The sequence below is a fragment of the Actinomycetospora sp. NBC_00405 genome (assembly GCF_036044095.1).
Classification (GTDB): Bacteria; Actinomycetota; Actinomycetes; order Mycobacteriales; family Pseudonocardiaceae; genus Actinomycetospora; species Actinomycetospora callitridis.
This window is the reverse complement of sequence record NZ_CP107938.1, coordinates 1,160,387-1,175,310: the sequence shown is the minus strand read 5'-3', so window position 1 is coordinate 1,175,310 and position 14,924 is coordinate 1,160,387. Positions and strand designations below refer to the sequence as shown.

15 protein-coding genes are annotated in these 14,924 nt (G+C 74.0%); 12 read left to right on the top strand and 3 right to left on the bottom strand.

The features are described 5' to 3' along the window. The first annotated feature begins 114 nt into the window (after positions 1-114). The 11 genes from uvrC (at position 115) to mdlC (ending at position 11,998) form a co-directional block, all read left to right on the top strand. Positions 115-2,130, top strand: coding sequence for an excinuclease ABC subunit UvrC (gene uvrC / locus OG774_RS05745; RefSeq protein WP_328307513.1), 2,016 nt, complete (start codon positions 115-117; stop codon positions 2,128-2,130). After that, positions 2,127-3,026 carry an RNase adapter RapZ gene (gene rapZ, locus OG774_RS05740; protein ID WP_328307511.1) on the top strand — a complete coding sequence of 300 codons (900 nt, stop codon included), beginning with the start codon at positions 2,127-2,129 and terminating at the stop codon, positions 3,024-3,026. Before uvrC ends, rapZ begins: the two co-directional genes overlap by 4 nt. Further along, complete coding sequence (locus tag OG774_RS05735) at positions 3,023-4,102, top strand: gluconeogenesis factor YvcK family protein (RefSeq protein WP_328307509.1); 1,080 nt, start codon at positions 3,023-3,025, stop codon at positions 4,100-4,102. The genes rapZ and OG774_RS05735 overlap by 4 nt, the downstream gene beginning before the upstream one ends. Then, positions 4,093-5,082: a DNA-binding protein WhiA gene (gene whiA, locus OG774_RS05730; RefSeq protein ID WP_328307507.1), complete on the top strand. Its 990-nt coding sequence runs from the start codon at positions 4,093-4,095 to the stop codon at positions 5,080-5,082. Before OG774_RS05735 ends, whiA begins: the two co-directional genes overlap by 10 nt. A gap of 114 nt (positions 5,083-5,196) precedes the next feature. Further along, positions 5,197-6,213 (top strand): type I glyceraldehyde-3-phosphate dehydrogenase, encoded by a 1,017-nt coding sequence (gap, locus tag OG774_RS05725; RefSeq protein ID WP_328307505.1) that lies wholly within the window; start codon positions 5,197-5,199, stop codon positions 6,211-6,213. Next, the gene (locus OG774_RS05720) at positions 6,213-7,442 is read left to right on the top strand and encodes a phosphoglycerate kinase (protein WP_328307503.1); all 1,230 of its coding nucleotides are present in this window, start codon (positions 6,213-6,215) and stop codon (positions 7,440-7,442) included. The genes gap and OG774_RS05720 overlap by 1 nt, the downstream gene beginning before the upstream one ends. Beyond that, positions 7,439-8,224, top strand: coding sequence for a triose-phosphate isomerase (tpiA, locus tag OG774_RS05715; RefSeq protein WP_328307501.1), 786 nt, complete (start codon positions 7,439-7,441; stop codon positions 8,222-8,224). Before OG774_RS05720 ends, tpiA begins: the two co-directional genes overlap by 4 nt. Before the next feature lie 142 nt (positions 8,225-8,366). Further along, positions 8,367-8,603 (top strand): preprotein translocase subunit SecG, encoded by a 237-nt coding sequence (secG, locus tag OG774_RS05710; RefSeq protein ID WP_274186696.1) that lies wholly within the window; start codon positions 8,367-8,369, stop codon positions 8,601-8,603. Positions 8,604-8,656: 53 nt separating this feature from the next. Then, on the top strand, positions 8,657-9,001 hold the full coding sequence (locus tag OG774_RS05705) for an RNA polymerase-binding protein RbpA (RefSeq protein WP_274194926.1): 345 nt from the start codon (positions 8,657-8,659) through the stop codon (positions 8,999-9,001). Between the two features lie 14 nt (positions 9,002-9,015). Further along, positions 9,016-10,290: a TrpB-like pyridoxal phosphate-dependent enzyme gene (locus tag OG774_RS05700; RefSeq protein WP_328307497.1), complete on the top strand. Its 1,275-nt coding sequence runs from the start codon at positions 9,016-9,018 to the stop codon at positions 10,288-10,290. A gap of 67 nt (positions 10,291-10,357) precedes the next feature. Then, the gene (gene mdlC, locus OG774_RS05695) at positions 10,358-11,998 is read left to right on the top strand and encodes a benzoylformate decarboxylase (RefSeq protein WP_328307494.1); all 1,641 of its coding nucleotides are present in this window, start codon (positions 10,358-10,360) and stop codon (positions 11,996-11,998) included. Positions 11,999-12,013: 15 nt separating this feature from the next. On the opposite strand, the gene OG774_RS05690 is transcribed toward mdlC, so the two are convergent. Both OG774_RS05690 and OG774_RS05685 read right to left on the bottom strand, forming a co-directional pair. Further along, positions 12,014-12,472, bottom strand: coding sequence for a universal stress protein (locus OG774_RS05690; RefSeq protein WP_328307492.1), 459 nt, complete (start codon positions 12,470-12,472; stop codon positions 12,014-12,016). Positions 12,473-12,531: 59 nt separating this feature from the next. Further along, a complete protein-coding gene (locus OG774_RS05685; protein ID WP_274186691.1) occupies positions 12,532-13,023 on the bottom strand; it encodes an Lrp/AsnC family transcriptional regulator in 492 nt (163 codons plus the stop codon). A gap of 85 nt (positions 13,024-13,108) precedes the next feature. On the opposite strand from OG774_RS05685, the gene OG774_RS05680 reads away from it, so the two are divergent. Next, positions 13,109-13,375: a hypothetical protein gene (locus OG774_RS05680; protein ID WP_328307486.1), complete on the top strand. Its 267-nt coding sequence runs from the start codon at positions 13,109-13,111 to the stop codon at positions 13,373-13,375. 2 nt (positions 13,376-13,377) lie between these two features. On the opposite strand, the gene yczR is transcribed toward OG774_RS05680, so the two are convergent. Next, positions 13,378-14,910, bottom strand: coding sequence for a MocR-like transcription factor YczR (gene yczR, locus OG774_RS05675; RefSeq protein WP_328307484.1), 1,533 nt, complete (start codon positions 14,908-14,910; stop codon positions 13,378-13,380). Positions 14,911-14,924 lie beyond the last annotated feature (14 nt).

Sequence of the window (14,924 nt, the reverse complement as noted above, 5' to 3'; positions counted from 1 at the left end):
CGGTCACGGCGCGGCGCCAGCGCGACACGCCGCGACACACCGTGCGACACGCCGATTCCACCCATCTGGGTGCACGCCGAAGCTCCGGACGGACGCGCCTACGCTGGTGCCATCATGGCCGACCCGCAGACGTACCGACCCGCCACCGGGACCATCCCGGAAGCGCCCGGCGTGTACCGGTTCTCGGACGAGAACGGACGGGTCATCTACGTCGGCAAGGCCAAGAACCTGCGCAGCCGGCTCAACTCCTACTTCGCCGACGTGGCGGGGCTGCACCCGCGGACGCGACGGATGGTCACCACCGCCGCGGCCGTCCAGTGGACGGTGGTGCACACCGAGGTCGAGGCCCTCCAGCTCGAGTACAACTGGATCAAGGAGTACGACCCGCGGTTCAACGTCCGCTACCGGGACGACAAGACCTACCCGGTGCTGGCGGTGACGCTGAACGAGGAGTACCCGCAGCTCCGGGTCTACCGGGGGCCCCGCAAGAAGGGCGTCCGGTACTTCGGCCCGTACGCCCACGCGTGGGCGATCCGCGAGACGGTCAAGCTCCTGACGCGGGTGTTCCCGGCGCGTGTGTGCTCGAACGGGGTGTTCAAGCGCCACGGCCAGATCGGGCGGCCGTGCATGCTCGGCTACATCGACAAGTGCTCGGCGCCGTGCGTCGGGCGCGTCGACGCCGAGGAGCACCGGCAGATCGTCCTCGACTTCTGCGACTTCCTCGCCGGCCACACCGACCAGCTGATCGGCCGCATCGAGAAGGACATGCAGGTCGCCGCGGCCGACATGGACTTCGAGAAGGCCGCGCGGCTGCGCGACGACGCCGGGGCGCTGAAGCGGGTCGTCGAGAAGCAGGCGGTGGTGCTCGGCGACGGCACCGACGCCGACGTCGTCGCCTTCGCCACCGACGAGCTCGAGGCCGCGGTCCAGGTCTTCCACGTCCGCGGCGGGCGGGTCCGGGGCCAGCGCGGCTGGGTGGTCGAGACCGAGGCGGACAGCGACCTCGAGAGCCTGGTCGGCCAGTTCCTCGCGCAGTTCTACGGCGAGCAGGCCGCCCTCGCGGGCTCCGCGGACGACGCCGTGCAGCCGGTGCCGCGCGAGGTCCTCGTCCCGGCGATGCCCGCCGACGCGCAGGCCCTGAGCCAGTGGCTCTCCGACCTGCGCGGCTCGCGGGTGTCGCTGCGCGTCGCCCAGCGTGGCGACAAGCGCACCCTCGCCGAGACCGTCGAGCGCAACGCCCGCGAGGAGCTGACCCGCCACAAGCTCCGCCGCGCCGGCGACCTCACGGCCCGCAGCGCGGCGCTGGAGGAGCTCCAGGAGCAGCTCGGCCTCGACACCGCGCCGCTGCGCATCGAGTGCACCGACGTCTCGCACGTCCAGGGCTCCGACGTCGTCGCGAGCCTCGTGGTCTTCGAGGACGGGCTGGCGAAGAAGGCCGACTACCGGCGCTACTCGATCCGCGGAGGCGCGGAGGGCGGCGACGTCGCGGCGATCGCCGAGGTCGTCCGGCGTCGGTTCTCGCGGTACCTGCGGGAGACCGCCGAGGAGGCCCCCGACCACACCGACACGGCGTGCTCCGGTGAGACCAGCGACGGTGCGCCGGCGTCCGGGGAGATCGCGCCCGAGGAGCTCGACGGGCCGCTACCCGGCATCGACCCGACGACGGGCCGGCCGCGGAAGTTCGCCTACCCGCCGAACCTGCTGGTGGTCGACGGCGGCGCCCCGCAGGTCGCCGCGGCCGCCGAGGTCCTGGGCGACCTCGGCGTCTCCGACGTCGCCGTGGTCGGGCTGGCCAAGCGCCTCGAGGAGGTCTGGCTGCCCGGCGAGGAGGACCCGGCGATCCTGCCCCGCCAGAGCGAGGCGCTCTACCTGCTCCAGCGCGTGCGCGACGAGGCGCACCGCTTCGCCATCACCTATCACCGCCAGAAGCGCTCGTCGCGGATGACGGCGTCCGCGCTGGACGGGGTGCCCGGGCTCGGCGAGGCCCGGCGCACCGCGGTGCTCAAGCACTTCGGGTCGGTCAAGAAACTGCGGGCCGCGTCGGTCGAGGACGTCATGGAGGTGCCCGGCGTCGGCCGCCGCACCGCCGAGGCCATCCTGTCGGCGCTGACGGACGGGGGAACGACATGACCGGGCGCTCGGAGGTACCGGTGCGCACCGGCGGGATCGAGGTCGCGATCGTCTCCGGCCTGTCCGGGGCGGGCCGCAGCACCGCGGCCAAGGTGCTCGAGGACCTCGGCTGGTTCGTCGTCGACAACCTCCCGCCGGAGCTGATCGAGACGATGGTGGACCTTGGCACCCGCTCGTCGGGGCAGGTCACGCGCATCGCCGTGGTGATGGACGTGCGCAGCCGCGCGTTCACCGCCGACCTCGGCGCGGTGATCAAGGAGCTGGATGCCCGCGGCGACCGGCCGCGCGTGCTGTTCCTCGACGCGTCGGACGCCGTGCTGATCCGCCGGTTCGAGGCCAACCGCCGCTCGCACCCGCTGCAGGGCGACGGGCGGCTCTCCGACGGCATCGCCGCGGAGCGCGAGCTGCTCTCGCCGCTGCACGACCTGGCCGATCTCGTCGTCGACACCTCGAACCGCTCGGTGCACCAGCTGCGCGCGGCGATCGAGAGCGCGTTCGGCGACCACGCCGCGGACGTCGGGCACAGCGTCACCGTCGTGTCGTTCGGCTACAAGCACGGGCTGCCGCCGGACGCCGACCTCGTCGTCGACATGCGCTTCCTGCCCAACCCGCACTGGATCCCGGAGCTGCGCGAGCACGACGGGCGCGAGGCCGAGGTCCGCGACTACGTGCTCTCCCAGGAGGGCGCCGAGGAGTTCCTCGACCGCTACCTGGAGCTGCTGCGCCTCGTCGGCGCGGGCTACCGGCGCGAGGGCAAGCGCTACCTCACCGTCGCGGTGGGCTGCACCGGCGGCAAGCACCGCAGCGTCGCGATCGCCGAGGAGCTTGCGAGGCGCATGGCCGGCCAGGACGGCGTGCGGGTCACGGTGTCGCACCGCGACGTGGGGCGCGAGTGAAGGCCGTCGCCCTCGGAGGGGGCCACGGGCTGCACGCGACGCTCACGGCGCTGCGCCGGCTGACCGACGACATCACGGCCGTCGTGGTGGTCGCCGACGACGGCGGCTCGTCCGGGCGGATCCGGCGCGAGCTGGACATCCTGCCGCTGGGCGACCTGCGCATGGCGCTCGGTGCGCTCGCCGGGCAGGAGAACCCGGGTCCCGAGAACACGCTCTGGCAGCGGACCTTCGAACACCGCTTCGGTGGGCACGGGGCGCTCGCGGGGCACGCCGTCGGCAACCTCCTGCTCGCGGGGCTGCTGGAGGTCCTCGACGACCCCGTGGCCGCCCTCGACCAGGCCTGCGGCCTGCTCGGGGTCCGCGGACGGGTGCTGCCGATGAGCACCCAGCCGGTGGACATCGAGGCCGACGTCACCGGCATCTTCGGCCCCGAGGGCGGCGACCAGGGGCGCGACGTCGCCCACCGGATCCGCGGGCAGGTCGCCGTCGCCACCACGCCCGGGCGGGTGCAGCACGTGCGGCTCGACCCGCGCCGGCCGCGCGCGTGCCCGGAGGCGTGCGACGCCCTGCGCTCCGCCGACGTCATCACCCTGGGGCCGGGCTCGTGGTTCTCGAGCGTCCTGCCCCACCTGCTCGTCCCCGAGCTGCTCAACGCCCTGGTCGAGAGCGAGGCCCGGAAGGTCCTCGTCCTCAACCTCGCGCCACAGCCGGGGGAGACCGCCGGCTTCTCGCCCGAGCAGCACCTCGAGGTGCTCGCCGCGCACGCGCCGCGCCTGCGCCTCGACGTGGTGGTCGCCGACACCGACGCCGTCCCGGCGCCCGACCGGCTTCGCCGCGGGGCCGAGGCCTTCGGTGCGGACACGCTCCTCACCTCGATCGGCGCCCCCGACGGCAGCCCCCGACACGACCCCGAGGCGCTCGCCGAGGCACTCGCCGACGCCGCGCACCACCGGGTCGATCATCACGACCCCCTGGGCACGGCCCGGCCCGGCGGGACGAACGGCATCCATGCCGCCGCCGCGCCCGGTGCCGACCCCGCCCGCCCCCACCAGGAGGAGGACCGAAGGTGGCCATGACCGCAGCGGTCAAGGACGAACTCAGCAGGCTCGCGGTGACCAAGACGTGCTGCCGGCGCGCCGAGGTGGCCGCCCTGCTGCGCTTCGGCGGCGGGCTGCACATCGTCGCCGGCCGCGTCGTCGTCGAGGCCGAGCTCGACACCGGCTCCGGCGCCCGGCGCCTGCGCGGGGAGATCCACGACCTCTACGGGCACAGCCCCGAGGTCCACGTGCTCTCCCAGGGCGGCCTGCGCAAGGGCACCCGCTACGTCGTGCGCGTCGCCGCCGACGGCGACTCCCTGGCCCGCCAGACCGGGCTCCTCGACCCGCGCGGCCGCCCCGTGCGCGGGCTGCCGCCCCAGGTCGTCTCCGGGGGCGTCTGCGACGCCGAGGCCGCCTGGCGCGGGGCGTTCCTCGCCCACGGGTCGCTCACCGAGCCCGGCCGCTCGTCCGCCCTGGAGATCACGTGCCCGGGCATGGAGGCCGCGATGGCGCTGGTCGGCGCCGCCCGCAGGCTGGGTGTCGTCGCCAAGGCCCGCGACGTGCGCGGCGCCGACCGCGTCGTGGTCCGCGACGGCGACGCCATCGGCGCGCTGCTGACCCGCCTCGGCGCCCACACCTCGGTGCTGGCGTGGGAGGAGCGCCGGATGCGCCGCGAGGTGCGCGCGACCGCGAACCGGCTCGCGAACTTCGACGACGCCAACCTGCGCCGCTCGGTGAAGGCGGCCGTGACGGCGACGGCTCGTGTCAACCGGGCGCTGGAGCTGCTCGGCGACGAGGTGCCCGACCACCTGGTGCAGGCCGGGCGCCTGCGGGTCGAGCACGAGCAGGCCTCGCTGGAGGAGCTCGGCCAGCTGGCGGAGCCGCCGATGACCAAGGACGCGGTGGCCGGGCGCATACGGCGTCTCCTGGCCATGGCCGACAAGAAGGCCAAGGACATGCGCGTGCCCGACACGTCCTCGGTGGTCACCGAGGAGATGGCGGAGCTGGCGGACCACTGACCGGGCACGTGACGTCGTTCGCGCGACCAGGACAGCGGGTCCGCGTTCGTTAGGGTGGCACCCCCACGGGGAACCGGGGGGACGGCCGACTCACGAGAGGTAGGGCGAGGCGCAGTGACGATCCGCATCGGGATCAACGGGTTCGGTCGCATCGGGCGGAACGTGTTCCGTGCCCTGGAGAAGCAGCGTGCGGCGGGCACCGCCGACATCGAGGTGCTCGCGGTCAACGACATCACCGACAACAAGACGCTGGCGCACCTGCTGCGCTACGACTCGGTGCACGGCCGCTTCGACGGCACCGTCGAGTACTCCGACGACGCGCTGATCGTCAACGGCACCGAGGTGAAGGCCTACGCCGAGAAGGACCCGGCCGCGCTGCCGTGGGGCGACCTCGGCGTCGACGTCGTCATCGAGTCCTCCGGGATCTTCACCGACGCCGACTCGGCCGGGAAGCACCTCAAGGCCGGCGCCAAGAAGGTCGTCATCTCCGCGCCCGCCAAGGGCGAGGACCTGACCGTCGTCATGGGGATCAACGACTCGTCCTACGACGGCAGCCAGAGCATCCTGTCCAACGCCTCGTGCACCACGAACTGCGTCGCGCCGATGCTCAAGGTGCTCAACGACAAGTTCGGCGTCGAGACCGGCTTCATGTCGACGATCCACGCCTACACCGGTGACCAGCGCGTGCACGACGCGCCGCACAAGGACCTGCGCCGGGCCCGCGCCGCCGCCGTGAACATCATCCCGACCACCAGCGGCGCGGCCGAGGCCACGGCGCTGGCGCTGCCCGCGCTCGAGGGCAAGGTCACCGGCATGGCGTACCGCGTCCCGGTCAGCGACGGCTCGGTCACCGACCTGACGGCCACGCTGACCAGCGACGTCACCGTCGAGGCGGTCAACGCCGCGTTCAAGGAGGCGGCCGAGGGCGAGCTCGAGGGCGTCCTCGTCTACACCGAGGACCCGATCGTCTCCACCGACATCGTCGGCGAGGCCGCGTCGTGCACCTTCGACGCCGGCATGACCAAGGTGCTCGGCAACCGCAGCGTGAAGATCGTCGGTTGGTACGACAACGAGTGGGGCTACTCCAACCGCGTCGTCGACCTGACGACGCTCGTGGGCTCCAAGCTCTGATGCGGACGGTCGACGACCTGATCGCCGACGGGGTGCAGGACCGGTTCGTCCTGCTGCGCGCGGACTTCAACGTCCCCCTCGACGGTTACTCCATCACCGACGACGGCCGCATCCGCGCGGCTCTGCCGACGATCACGCGGCTCGCGGGCGCCGGGGCCAAGGTCCTGATCATGGCCCACCTCGGGCGCCCGAAGGGCGGCGAGCCGCCGGGGCGCGACCCGAGGTCGACGCTGACGCCGGTCGCGGCGCGGCTGGGTCAGCTGCTCGACCAGCGGGTCTCGCTGGCCGAGGACGTGGTGGGCCAGTCCGCCCAGGGCGTGGCCGAGGGCCTGCGCTCCGGCGGCGTGGCGCTGCTCGCGAACGTGCGCTGCGACCCGCGCGAGACAGGCACCGAGGGCGAGCGCGAGCAGCTCGCGACGGAGCTCGCCGAGCTCGTGTCCAGCCCGGATCCTTCGCGGCCGAGCGCCTTCGTCTCCGACGGCTTCGGCGTCGTGCACCGCGAGCAGGCCTCGGTGGTCGAGATCGCGCGCAAGCTCCCGGCCTACGGCGGCGACCTCGTCGCCCGTGAGACCGAGGTGCTGCGGCGGCTCACCGGCGACCCGGCCCGGCCGTACGCGGTGATCCTCGGCGGCTCGAAGGTCTCCGACAAGCTCGCGGTGCTGACCAACCTGCTGCCGAAGGTCGACACGCTGCTGGTCGGCGGGGCGATGTGCTTCACCTTCCTCGCCGCCGAGGGCCAGGACGTGGGCGACTCCAAGCTCGAGTCCGACCAGCTCGACACCTGCCGGGACCTGCTCGCGCAGTACCCCGACACGCTCGTCCTGCCGGCCGACGTCGTCGTCGCGGACGCCTTCGCGGCCGACGCGAACACCCGCACCGTGCCGGTGTCGGAGATCCCCGACGGCTGGATGGGCCTCGACGTCGGGAGCGAGACGGTCCGGCTGTTCGGCGAGAAGCTCGCCGACGCCGCCACGGTGTTCTGGAACGGCCCGATGGGCGTGTTCGAGATGGCGCCGTTCGCGGCGGGCACCACCGGCGTCGCCGAGGCCGTCGCGGACTCGCCCGCCTTCAGCGTCATCGGGGGCGGCGACTCCGCCTCCGCGATCCGCGCCGCGGGCCTCGACGAGGAGCGCTTCGGCCACATCTCCACCGGGGGTGGCGCGTCGCTCGAGTTCCTCGAGGGCCACGTCCTGCCCGGTATCGCCGTTCTCGAGGAGGGCTCCGCGTGAGCCGCAAGCCGCTCATCGCGGGCAACTGGAAGATGAACCTCAACCACCTCGAGGCCATCGGCGTCACCCAGAAGCTCGCCTTCGCCCTGCCCGGCAAGTACTACGACGCCGTCGACGTGGCGGTGCTCCCGCCGTTCACCGACCTGCGCAGCGTGCAGACCCTCGTCGACGCCGACTCGATGCCGATCACCTACGGCGGCCAGGACCTCTCACCCGAGGACTCCGGCGCGTTCACCGGTGACGTCTCCGGCGCGATGCTGGCGAAGCTCGGCTGCAGGTGGGTGGTCGTCGGGCACTCCGAGCGGCGCACGATCCACGGCGAGGACGACACGCTCGTCAACCGCAAGGTCCGCGCGGCCCTGCGCCACGGCCTCACCCCGATCCTGTGCCTGGGGGAGGGCGAGGAGGTCCGCGACGCGGGCACCCACGTGCCGCACTGCACGGGTCAGCTCGACGGGGCGCTGGACGGCCTCACGGCCGCCGACGTCGCGAAGATCGTGCTGGCCTACGAGCCGGTCTGGGCGATCGGCACCGGCAAGACCGCCGGCGTGTCGGACGCCCAGGAGGTGTGCCACGCCCTGCGCGAGCGGATCCGCGAGGTGCACGGCGCGACCGTCGCCGACGGCGTGCGGATCCTCTACGGCGGCTCGGTGAAGTCGAACAACGTCGCCGAGCTCGTGAAGTCCGACGACGTCGACGGCGCCCTCGTCGGCGGCGCCAGCCTCGACCCCGAGGGCTTCGCGGAGCTCTGCGCACTCGCCGCGGGCGGTCCCCTGCCCTGAGCCGTTTCGCCGCAGGGTCATGACGGAGTCGTCACGAGGGCGGGGTATCGTCCTCTCCAGGCACCGATCCCGCACGTCGGGGACGGTCAGAGCCCCGTCCGGCCCCGGACGGGGTCGGCACCCGGAGGTCACGGACACCGACATGCGACTGTTCCTCGACATCCTGCTCATCGCGTCCAGCCTGCTGCTGGTGCTGCTGGTGCTGCTGCACCGCGGACGCGGAGGCGGGCTGTCGTCGCTGTTCGGCGGCGGGGTGCAGTCCAGCCTCGCCGGGTCGAGCGTCGTGGAGAAGAACCTCGACCGCCTCACCCTCTTCGTGGGTGCCATCTGGCTGATCTCCATCGTCGGTACGGGGCTGCTCGTCAAGATCGAAGGCTGACGGGCGGCCCCGGTCGAGGCCGGGCCGCCCCTGGACGCGGAGGTACTCCGGCGATGGCGACTGGCAACGCGATCCGAGGCACCCGGGTGGGTTCGGGGCCCATGGGCGAGTCCGAGCGCGGGGAGAGCGCGGCGCGCACCGTGATCTCCTTCTGGTGCTCGAACGGGCACGAGACCCGTCCGTCGTTCGCGGTCGACGCGGAGATCCCCGCCAGCTGGGACTGCCCGCGCTGCGGCCTGCCGGCCAACACCGACGAGAAGAACCCGCCGCCGGCGAAGCGCACGGAGCCCTACAAGACGCACCTGGCGTACGTGAAGGAGCGTCGCTCCGACGCCGACGGCGAGGCCCTGCTCGACGAGGCGCTCGGAAAGCTCCGCGCGCGACGCGGCGAGAGCTGAGAGCATCCGGGGCCATGGTGGCCCCGGCTCTCGACACTCGGTTCGCGCTCGCACAGTCCGAGCTCCCCACGGCGTGGTTCAACGTCGCACCGCATCTCGCGACTCCCCTGGATCCCCCGCTCCACCCGGCGACGCGTGAGCCGGTGGGACCGGACGACCTGGCTCCGCTGTTCGCCCAGGAGCTGATCGGCCAGGAGATGTCGGCCGACCCGTGGATCGACATCCCCGGCGAGGTGCTCGACGTCCTGCGCCTGTGGAGGCCGACGCCGCTGGTGCGCGCCCGTCGCCTCGAGGCCGCAATGGGCACGCCGGCGCGGATCTACTTCAAGGACGAGTCCGTGTCGCCCGCGGGCTCGCACAAGCCGAACTCGGCCGTGCCGCAGGCGTTCTACAACGCCCGCGAGGGGATCACGCGCCTGGCCACCGAGACGGGCGCGGGCCAGTGGGGCACGGCGCTGGCCTTCGCGTGCGCGCAGTACGACCTCGAGTGCGCGGTCTACATGGTGCGCAAGAGCTTCGAGCAGAAGCCCTACCGCAAGGTGATCATGGAGACCTGGGGCGGCAGCGTCGTCCCGTCGCCGATCGACGACCCGTCGCACCCCGGCTCGCTCGGCGCCGCCATCTCCGACGCGGTGCGCGACGCCGTCGGCCGCGACGACACCCACTACGCGCTGGGCTCCGTGCTCAACCACGTGCTGCTGCACCAGACGATCATCGGCCTCGAGGCCCAGCAGCAGCTGGCGAACGCGGGGGAGACCCGCCCGGACGTCGTCATCGCCCCGTGCGGCGGCGGCTCCAACCTCGGCGGCGTCGCGCTCCCGTTCCTGCCCGACCCCTCGGTGCGCCTGCTCGCCGCCGAGCCCGCGTCGTGCCCGACCCTGACGAAGGGCACCTACGAGTACGACTTCGGCGACACCGCGGGCCTGACGCCGCTGATGAACATGTACACGCTCGGCCACGACTTCGTGCCGCCCGGCATCCACGCCGGCGGGCTGCGCTACCACGGCGACTCGCCGATCATCTCCAAGCTGGTGCACGAGGGCCGGATGGAGGCGGTGGCGCACAAGCAGCGCGCGGTGTTCGAGGCCAACGTCCTGTTCGCGCGCGTCGAGGGCAAGATCCCGGCGCCGGAGGCGGGTCACGGCATCGCGTCGGTGATCCAGGAGGCGGCCGAGGCGACGCGGCTGGGCGAGGAGCGGGTGATCCTCTTCAACTACTGCGGCCACGGGCTGCTCGACCTCGCCGCGTACCAGGAGTACCTCGCGGGCGACCTGGTCGACGAGCCCTAGAGCAGGCGGGTTCCGGGGAGCGGGAGTCACGGTCGCGGGAGTCGGCGCGGAATGGTGGGGTGACCGCATGGCGACGGTGCGCGAGGCGTCCCTGGCCGTGCTGCGCGAGCACGGCATCACGACGATCTTCGGGAACCCGGGCTCCACGGAGCTGCCGATGTTCCGGGACTTCCCGGACGACTTCCGCTACGCCCTCGCGCTGCAGGAGTCGGTGGCGGTCGCCATGGCCGACGGGTTCGCGCAGGCCACCCGCCGTCCGGGTCTGGTGAACCTGCACTCGGCGGCCGGGGTGGGCCACGGGCTGGGGAACGTCTTCACCGCCTTCCGCAACCGCACGCCCCTGGTGGTCGTCGCGGGCCAGCAGGCGCGGTCGCTGCTGGTGGGGGAGCCGTTCCTGTTCGCCGAGCGCCCGGCCGAGTTCGGCGAGCCCTACGTCAAGTTCTCGCGCGAGCCGGCCAGGGCCGCCGACGTCCCCGCCACCCTGGCCCGCGCGATCCACGTGGCGTCCACGCCGCCCTGCGGGCCGGTGCTCGTGTCGGTGCCGGTCGACGACTGGGACCGGCCCGCAGGCGACGTGTCCGCCCACCGCGTCGTCGGCTCGATGGCGGGCGATCCCGACGCGATCGCCCACGTCGCGGACCACCTGGCCGCCGCGAGCGCGCCCGCGTTCGTGGTCGGCGGCGAGGTGGACCGCGACGGGGCCTTCGACGACGTCGTCTCCCTCGCCGAGCGGCACGCCGCCCGGGTGTACGCCGCCCCGATGTCGCCGCGCTGCGGGTTCCCCGAGCGCCACCGGCTCTTCGGCGGCTTCCTCCCGGCCGCGCACGACGGCATCCGGGCGGCGCTGCGCGAGCACGACCTCGTGCTGGTGCTCGGTGCCCCGGTGTTCCCGTTCCACACCGAGGGCGCGGTGGAGGGCGACACCGCGGTGCCCGAGGGCACGACGCTGGTGCAGCTCACCGACGACCCGGCGCACGCGGCCTGGACGCCGGTGGGCACCTCGATCGTCACCGGCGTACGCCACGGCGTGCACGCCCTGCTCGCGGGGCCGCCGCCGCCGGAGCGCCCGCTCCCGGGGGCGCGACCGGCCGTCGAGCGGGTGGAGGCCGAGGACGAGGGCATCACCGAGGAGCTGCTGCTCCAGACGCTCGCGGACCTGCGGCCTGCCGACTCCGTGGTCGTCGAGGAGGCCCCGGCGACCCGCGGGCCGATGCACGACCACCTGCCCTTCGACCGCCCGGCGAGCTTCTTCACCTGCGCCAGCGGCGGGCTGGGGCACGGCCTGCCCGCGGCGGTGGGGATGGCGATGGGGCTTCAGGCCACCCCCGCCGAAGGCTCCGCGGACGCGACGGAGGAGCGGCCGCGGGGGCGGTCGTTGCGGGGGACTTCACGCCGAGTCGTGGCGCTGGTCGGCGACGGCTCGGCGATGTACGGGATCCAGGCGCTGTGGTCGGCGGCGCAGCAGGACGTCCCGCTGACCGTCGTCGTGGTGCACAACGCCCGCTACCGCGCCCTCGACCAGTTCGCCGAGCACTTCGGGATCAGCAAGCCGGTGGGCACCGCGCTCCCGGGGCTCGACTTCGTCGCCCTCGCGGCCGGCCAGGGCGTCCCCGGCGTGCGCGTCGAGCGTCCCGACGAGCTGGCGCCCGCCCTCACCGAGGCCCTGCGCTCGTCGGGCCCGGTCGTGGTGGACGTGATCGTGCGCTGAGCGCTCGGGCGGGCCTCAGTCCCGCACGACGACCACGGTGCACTCGGCGTGGATGACGGCGCTGAGGCCGACCGAGCCGATGACCCGGCTGGCGAGCCCGCCGCGGCCCCGGTGGCCGACCACGAGCACCGCGGCGCCGCGGGAGTGGTGGATCAGGACGGTCGACGCCGGGCCCATGGCGATGTCGGCCTCGACGACGGGCGGCGCGGGCGCGCCCCGGGCGGCACGGGCCGCCGACACCTCGTCGACGATCGCCCGCACGTCGCGCGCGGCCGCGTCGTGCAGGATGCGGGCGTCGGGGATGACGCCCTCGGCGCTCGACCAGACGTCCGGGCCCGCGTAGGCCATGATCGCCCGCACCGGGACGCCGCGGCGCGCGGCCTCGTCCATCGCGTACTCGAGGGCGGCGCGCGACCCGTCGCTGCCGTCCACGCCGACGACGACGGCGCCCGTGGCGGAACCCGGCTCGGACATCTCGTGCTCCTCACGACGACCAGCAGGGTCCCTGATCATGCTCCCGCGGGCCCGTCGTGTCAGGCCACGGTCAGCATGTTCCGCGGCTCGACCGGGGTGCTCTTGATGACCGAGGTGACGGTGGAGGCGTGCTCCTGCCAGCCCTCGAGGACGCGGTCGAGGTCGGCGACGTCGCGCACCTGTACACGCATGAGCAGGCAGTCCTCACCGGTGATCTTGTGGCACTCGACGACCTCGGGCTGCCGGTCCGCGATCTGCTCGGCGATCTTCCCGTGCCCCAGGGCGGGCCGGACGCGGACCCAGGCGGCGATGGGGTAGCCGAGCGCCGCGGGGTCGACGTCGAGCCGGTACCCCCGGATCACCCCGAGGCGCTCGAGGCGCTGCACCCGCTCGGTGACCGCGGGCGCCGACATCCCGACGCGGCGCCCGAGCGCCGACATGCTCAGACGTGGGTCGTCGGCGAGCTCCGTGAGGATGCGCCGGTTGGTCTCGTCGAGCACCTTGTCGTTCTCAAGGCGCGGGCCCGTCCGTACTTCCGAACTCGTCGTCATCCGGCCACTATCCCCGTGAGAACGTTATGGAGTCCAGCGCTCCTGCCTTCGAGAATGGTTGCTGTTCGGCAGAGCGGCGAAGGAGATGGCGGAGATGGTCACGTTCTGGGGAGTACTGCTGGTGCTGGGGTTCCTCGCGGTGGCGCGCTACGGCGCGGACACGCGCACCGAGGTGGACCCGACCGGGCGCGACCCGGCCTGGCCGGTGACCCGCCGGCCGCACACGGTGCGGGGCGACGCGGTCCTGCTGGGCGAGCTGGCGCACCGGATCGCGGCGCACCGCCGCCTGTGGGAGGCCTACGACCGGAGCCTGCGGCCGTGGGAGACGGAGACCAGGGGAGCACGCCGATAGGCTCACACGACGGTCGTGAGCGACGGGGCGGCGCCGACCCCCAGCGACTCCCACGCCCGGGCGAGCCGCGCGACGGCGTCGTCGAGCGCGTCGATGGACAGGGTGTAGGGCAGGCGGAGGTACTGCTCGAACGCGCCGCCGGTGGCGAAGCGGGGGCCCGCGGCGAGCAGGACACCGTGACGGGACGCGGCGTCCACGAGGGCGCTGGAGCGGGGCGCGCCGAGGTCGACCCAGAGGCTGAAGCCCCCGGACGGCTTCGGGGCCCGCCACTCCGGGACGGCCCGCGCGAGCGCCGCCCGCAGGTGGTCACGACGGTGGGCCAGCACCCGGCGCCCGTCCGCGACGAGGTCGTCGAGCCTCTCGAGCAGCCCGACGGCCACGAGCTGCTCGAGCACCGGGGTCGAGATGTCGTCCGACGCCCGCACCGCCGCGACCCGCTGCAGCAGGGTCCGCGGGGCGCGCAGCCAGCCGATGCGCAGGCCGCCCCACACGGTCTTCGACAGCGATCCCGTGGTGATCACCGGGGTGGCACCGCCGGTGGACCAGGCGCCGAGCGGGGGCGGGCCGGGGGCGTCGATCCACATCTCGCGCAGGCAGTCGTCGACGACCAGGGGGACGCCGTGCCGCGCCGCGGCGGCCACCACGGCGGCCCGGGTCTCGGCGTTCATCACGGCGCCGGTGGGGTTCTGGTGGTCGGGCACGAGGTAGCCGACGGCCGGCGTGGCGGCCCGCAGCGCCGCCGCGATCGCCTCGACGTCCCAGCCGTGGACGCCGTCCTGCTCCACCATCGCCACCGGGACCGCGCGCGCCGAGACGTGGCGGGCGAGGTCGATGGCGCCGGGGTAGGTGGGCTGCTCCATGAGCACGCGGTCGCCGGGGCGCACGAGGGCGCGGGCGACGAGGGCGTGGGCGTGCTGGGCGCCCGCGGTGATCATGACCTCGTCGGCGGAGGTGCGCAGTCCCTGGGCGCTCAGGCGCGCCGCGACGGCCTCGCGGAGCACCGGCAGGCCGAGCACGTCGTAGCCGGTGCTCGCGAGGTGCACGGGCAGCTCGGTCAGCGCGCGGGCAGCGGCCTCGCCCACGGCCTCCATGGGTGCCCAGGGCGCGGCGTGGGCGAGGTCGATGACGTCGCGGCCCGGGGACCACCCGCTCACCGGCCCCATCGGCGCGAACGGCGTGTACCCGGCGGCCGGGCTGGGTGTGACCCCGCCGAAGGCCGCCGGGACGACGCCGCCCGAGCCGGCCGGTGTCGCGCTCGGGAGGGCCGTCCAGGTGCCCGAGCCCCGGCGGCGCACCAGGTAGCCGTTCTCGCGCAGCTGCTCGTAGGCGGCCGCCACCGTGCCTCGCCCGATGTCCAGGGCTGCGGCGAGCTCGCGCTCGCTGGGCACCCGCGTCCCGGCGGCGAGCCGCCCGTCGGTGAGCAGGGACGACACCCGGGTCGCCAGCGCGGCCTGGGCGCTCGCGCCCGTGCCGCCGTCGTCACGCCACCCACGGAGCAGGCGGGCGAGGCTCCCGGCACCGAGCTGGACGTCCATGACCGCAGTCTGCC

Bases quoted from the DNA above. Each gene is read 5' to 3' on its own strand.
- uvrC (WP_328307513.1), top strand. From the start codon at position 115: ATGGCCGACCCGCAGACGTACCGACCCGCCACCGGGACCATCCCGGAA.
- rapZ (WP_328307511.1), top strand. From the start codon at position 2,127: ATGACCGGGCGCTCGGAGGTACCGGTGCGCACCGGCGGGATCGAGGTC.
- OG774_RS05720 (WP_328307503.1), top strand. From the start codon at position 6,213: ATGCGGACGGTCGACGACCTGATCGCCGACGGGGTGCAGGACCGGTTC.
- secG (WP_274186696.1), top strand. From the start codon at position 8,367: ATGCGACTGTTCCTCGACATCCTGCTCATCGCGTCCAGCCTGCTGCTG.
- OG774_RS05705 (WP_274194926.1), top strand. From the start codon at position 8,657: ATGGCGACTGGCAACGCGATCCGAGGCACCCGGGTGGGTTCGGGGCCC.
- OG774_RS05700 (WP_328307497.1), top strand. From the start codon at position 9,016: ATGGTGGCCCCGGCTCTCGACACTCGGTTCGCGCTCGCACAGTCCGAG.
- mdlC (WP_328307494.1), top strand. From the start codon at position 10,358: ATGGCGACGGTGCGCGAGGCGTCCCTGGCCGTGCTGCGCGAGCACGGC.
- OG774_RS05690 (WP_328307492.1), bottom strand. From the start codon at position 12,472: ATGTCCGAGCCGGGTTCCGCCACGGGCGCCGTCGTCGTCGGCGTGGAC.
- OG774_RS05685 (WP_274186691.1), bottom strand. From the start codon at position 13,023: ATGACGACGAGTTCGGAAGTACGGACGGGCCCGCGCCTTGAGAACGAC.
- OG774_RS05680 (WP_328307486.1), top strand. From the start codon at position 13,109: ATGGCGGAGATGGTCACGTTCTGGGGAGTACTGCTGGTGCTGGGGTTC.
- yczR (WP_328307484.1), bottom strand. From the start codon at position 14,910: ATGGACGTCCAGCTCGGTGCCGGGAGCCTCGCCCGCCTGCTCCGTGGG.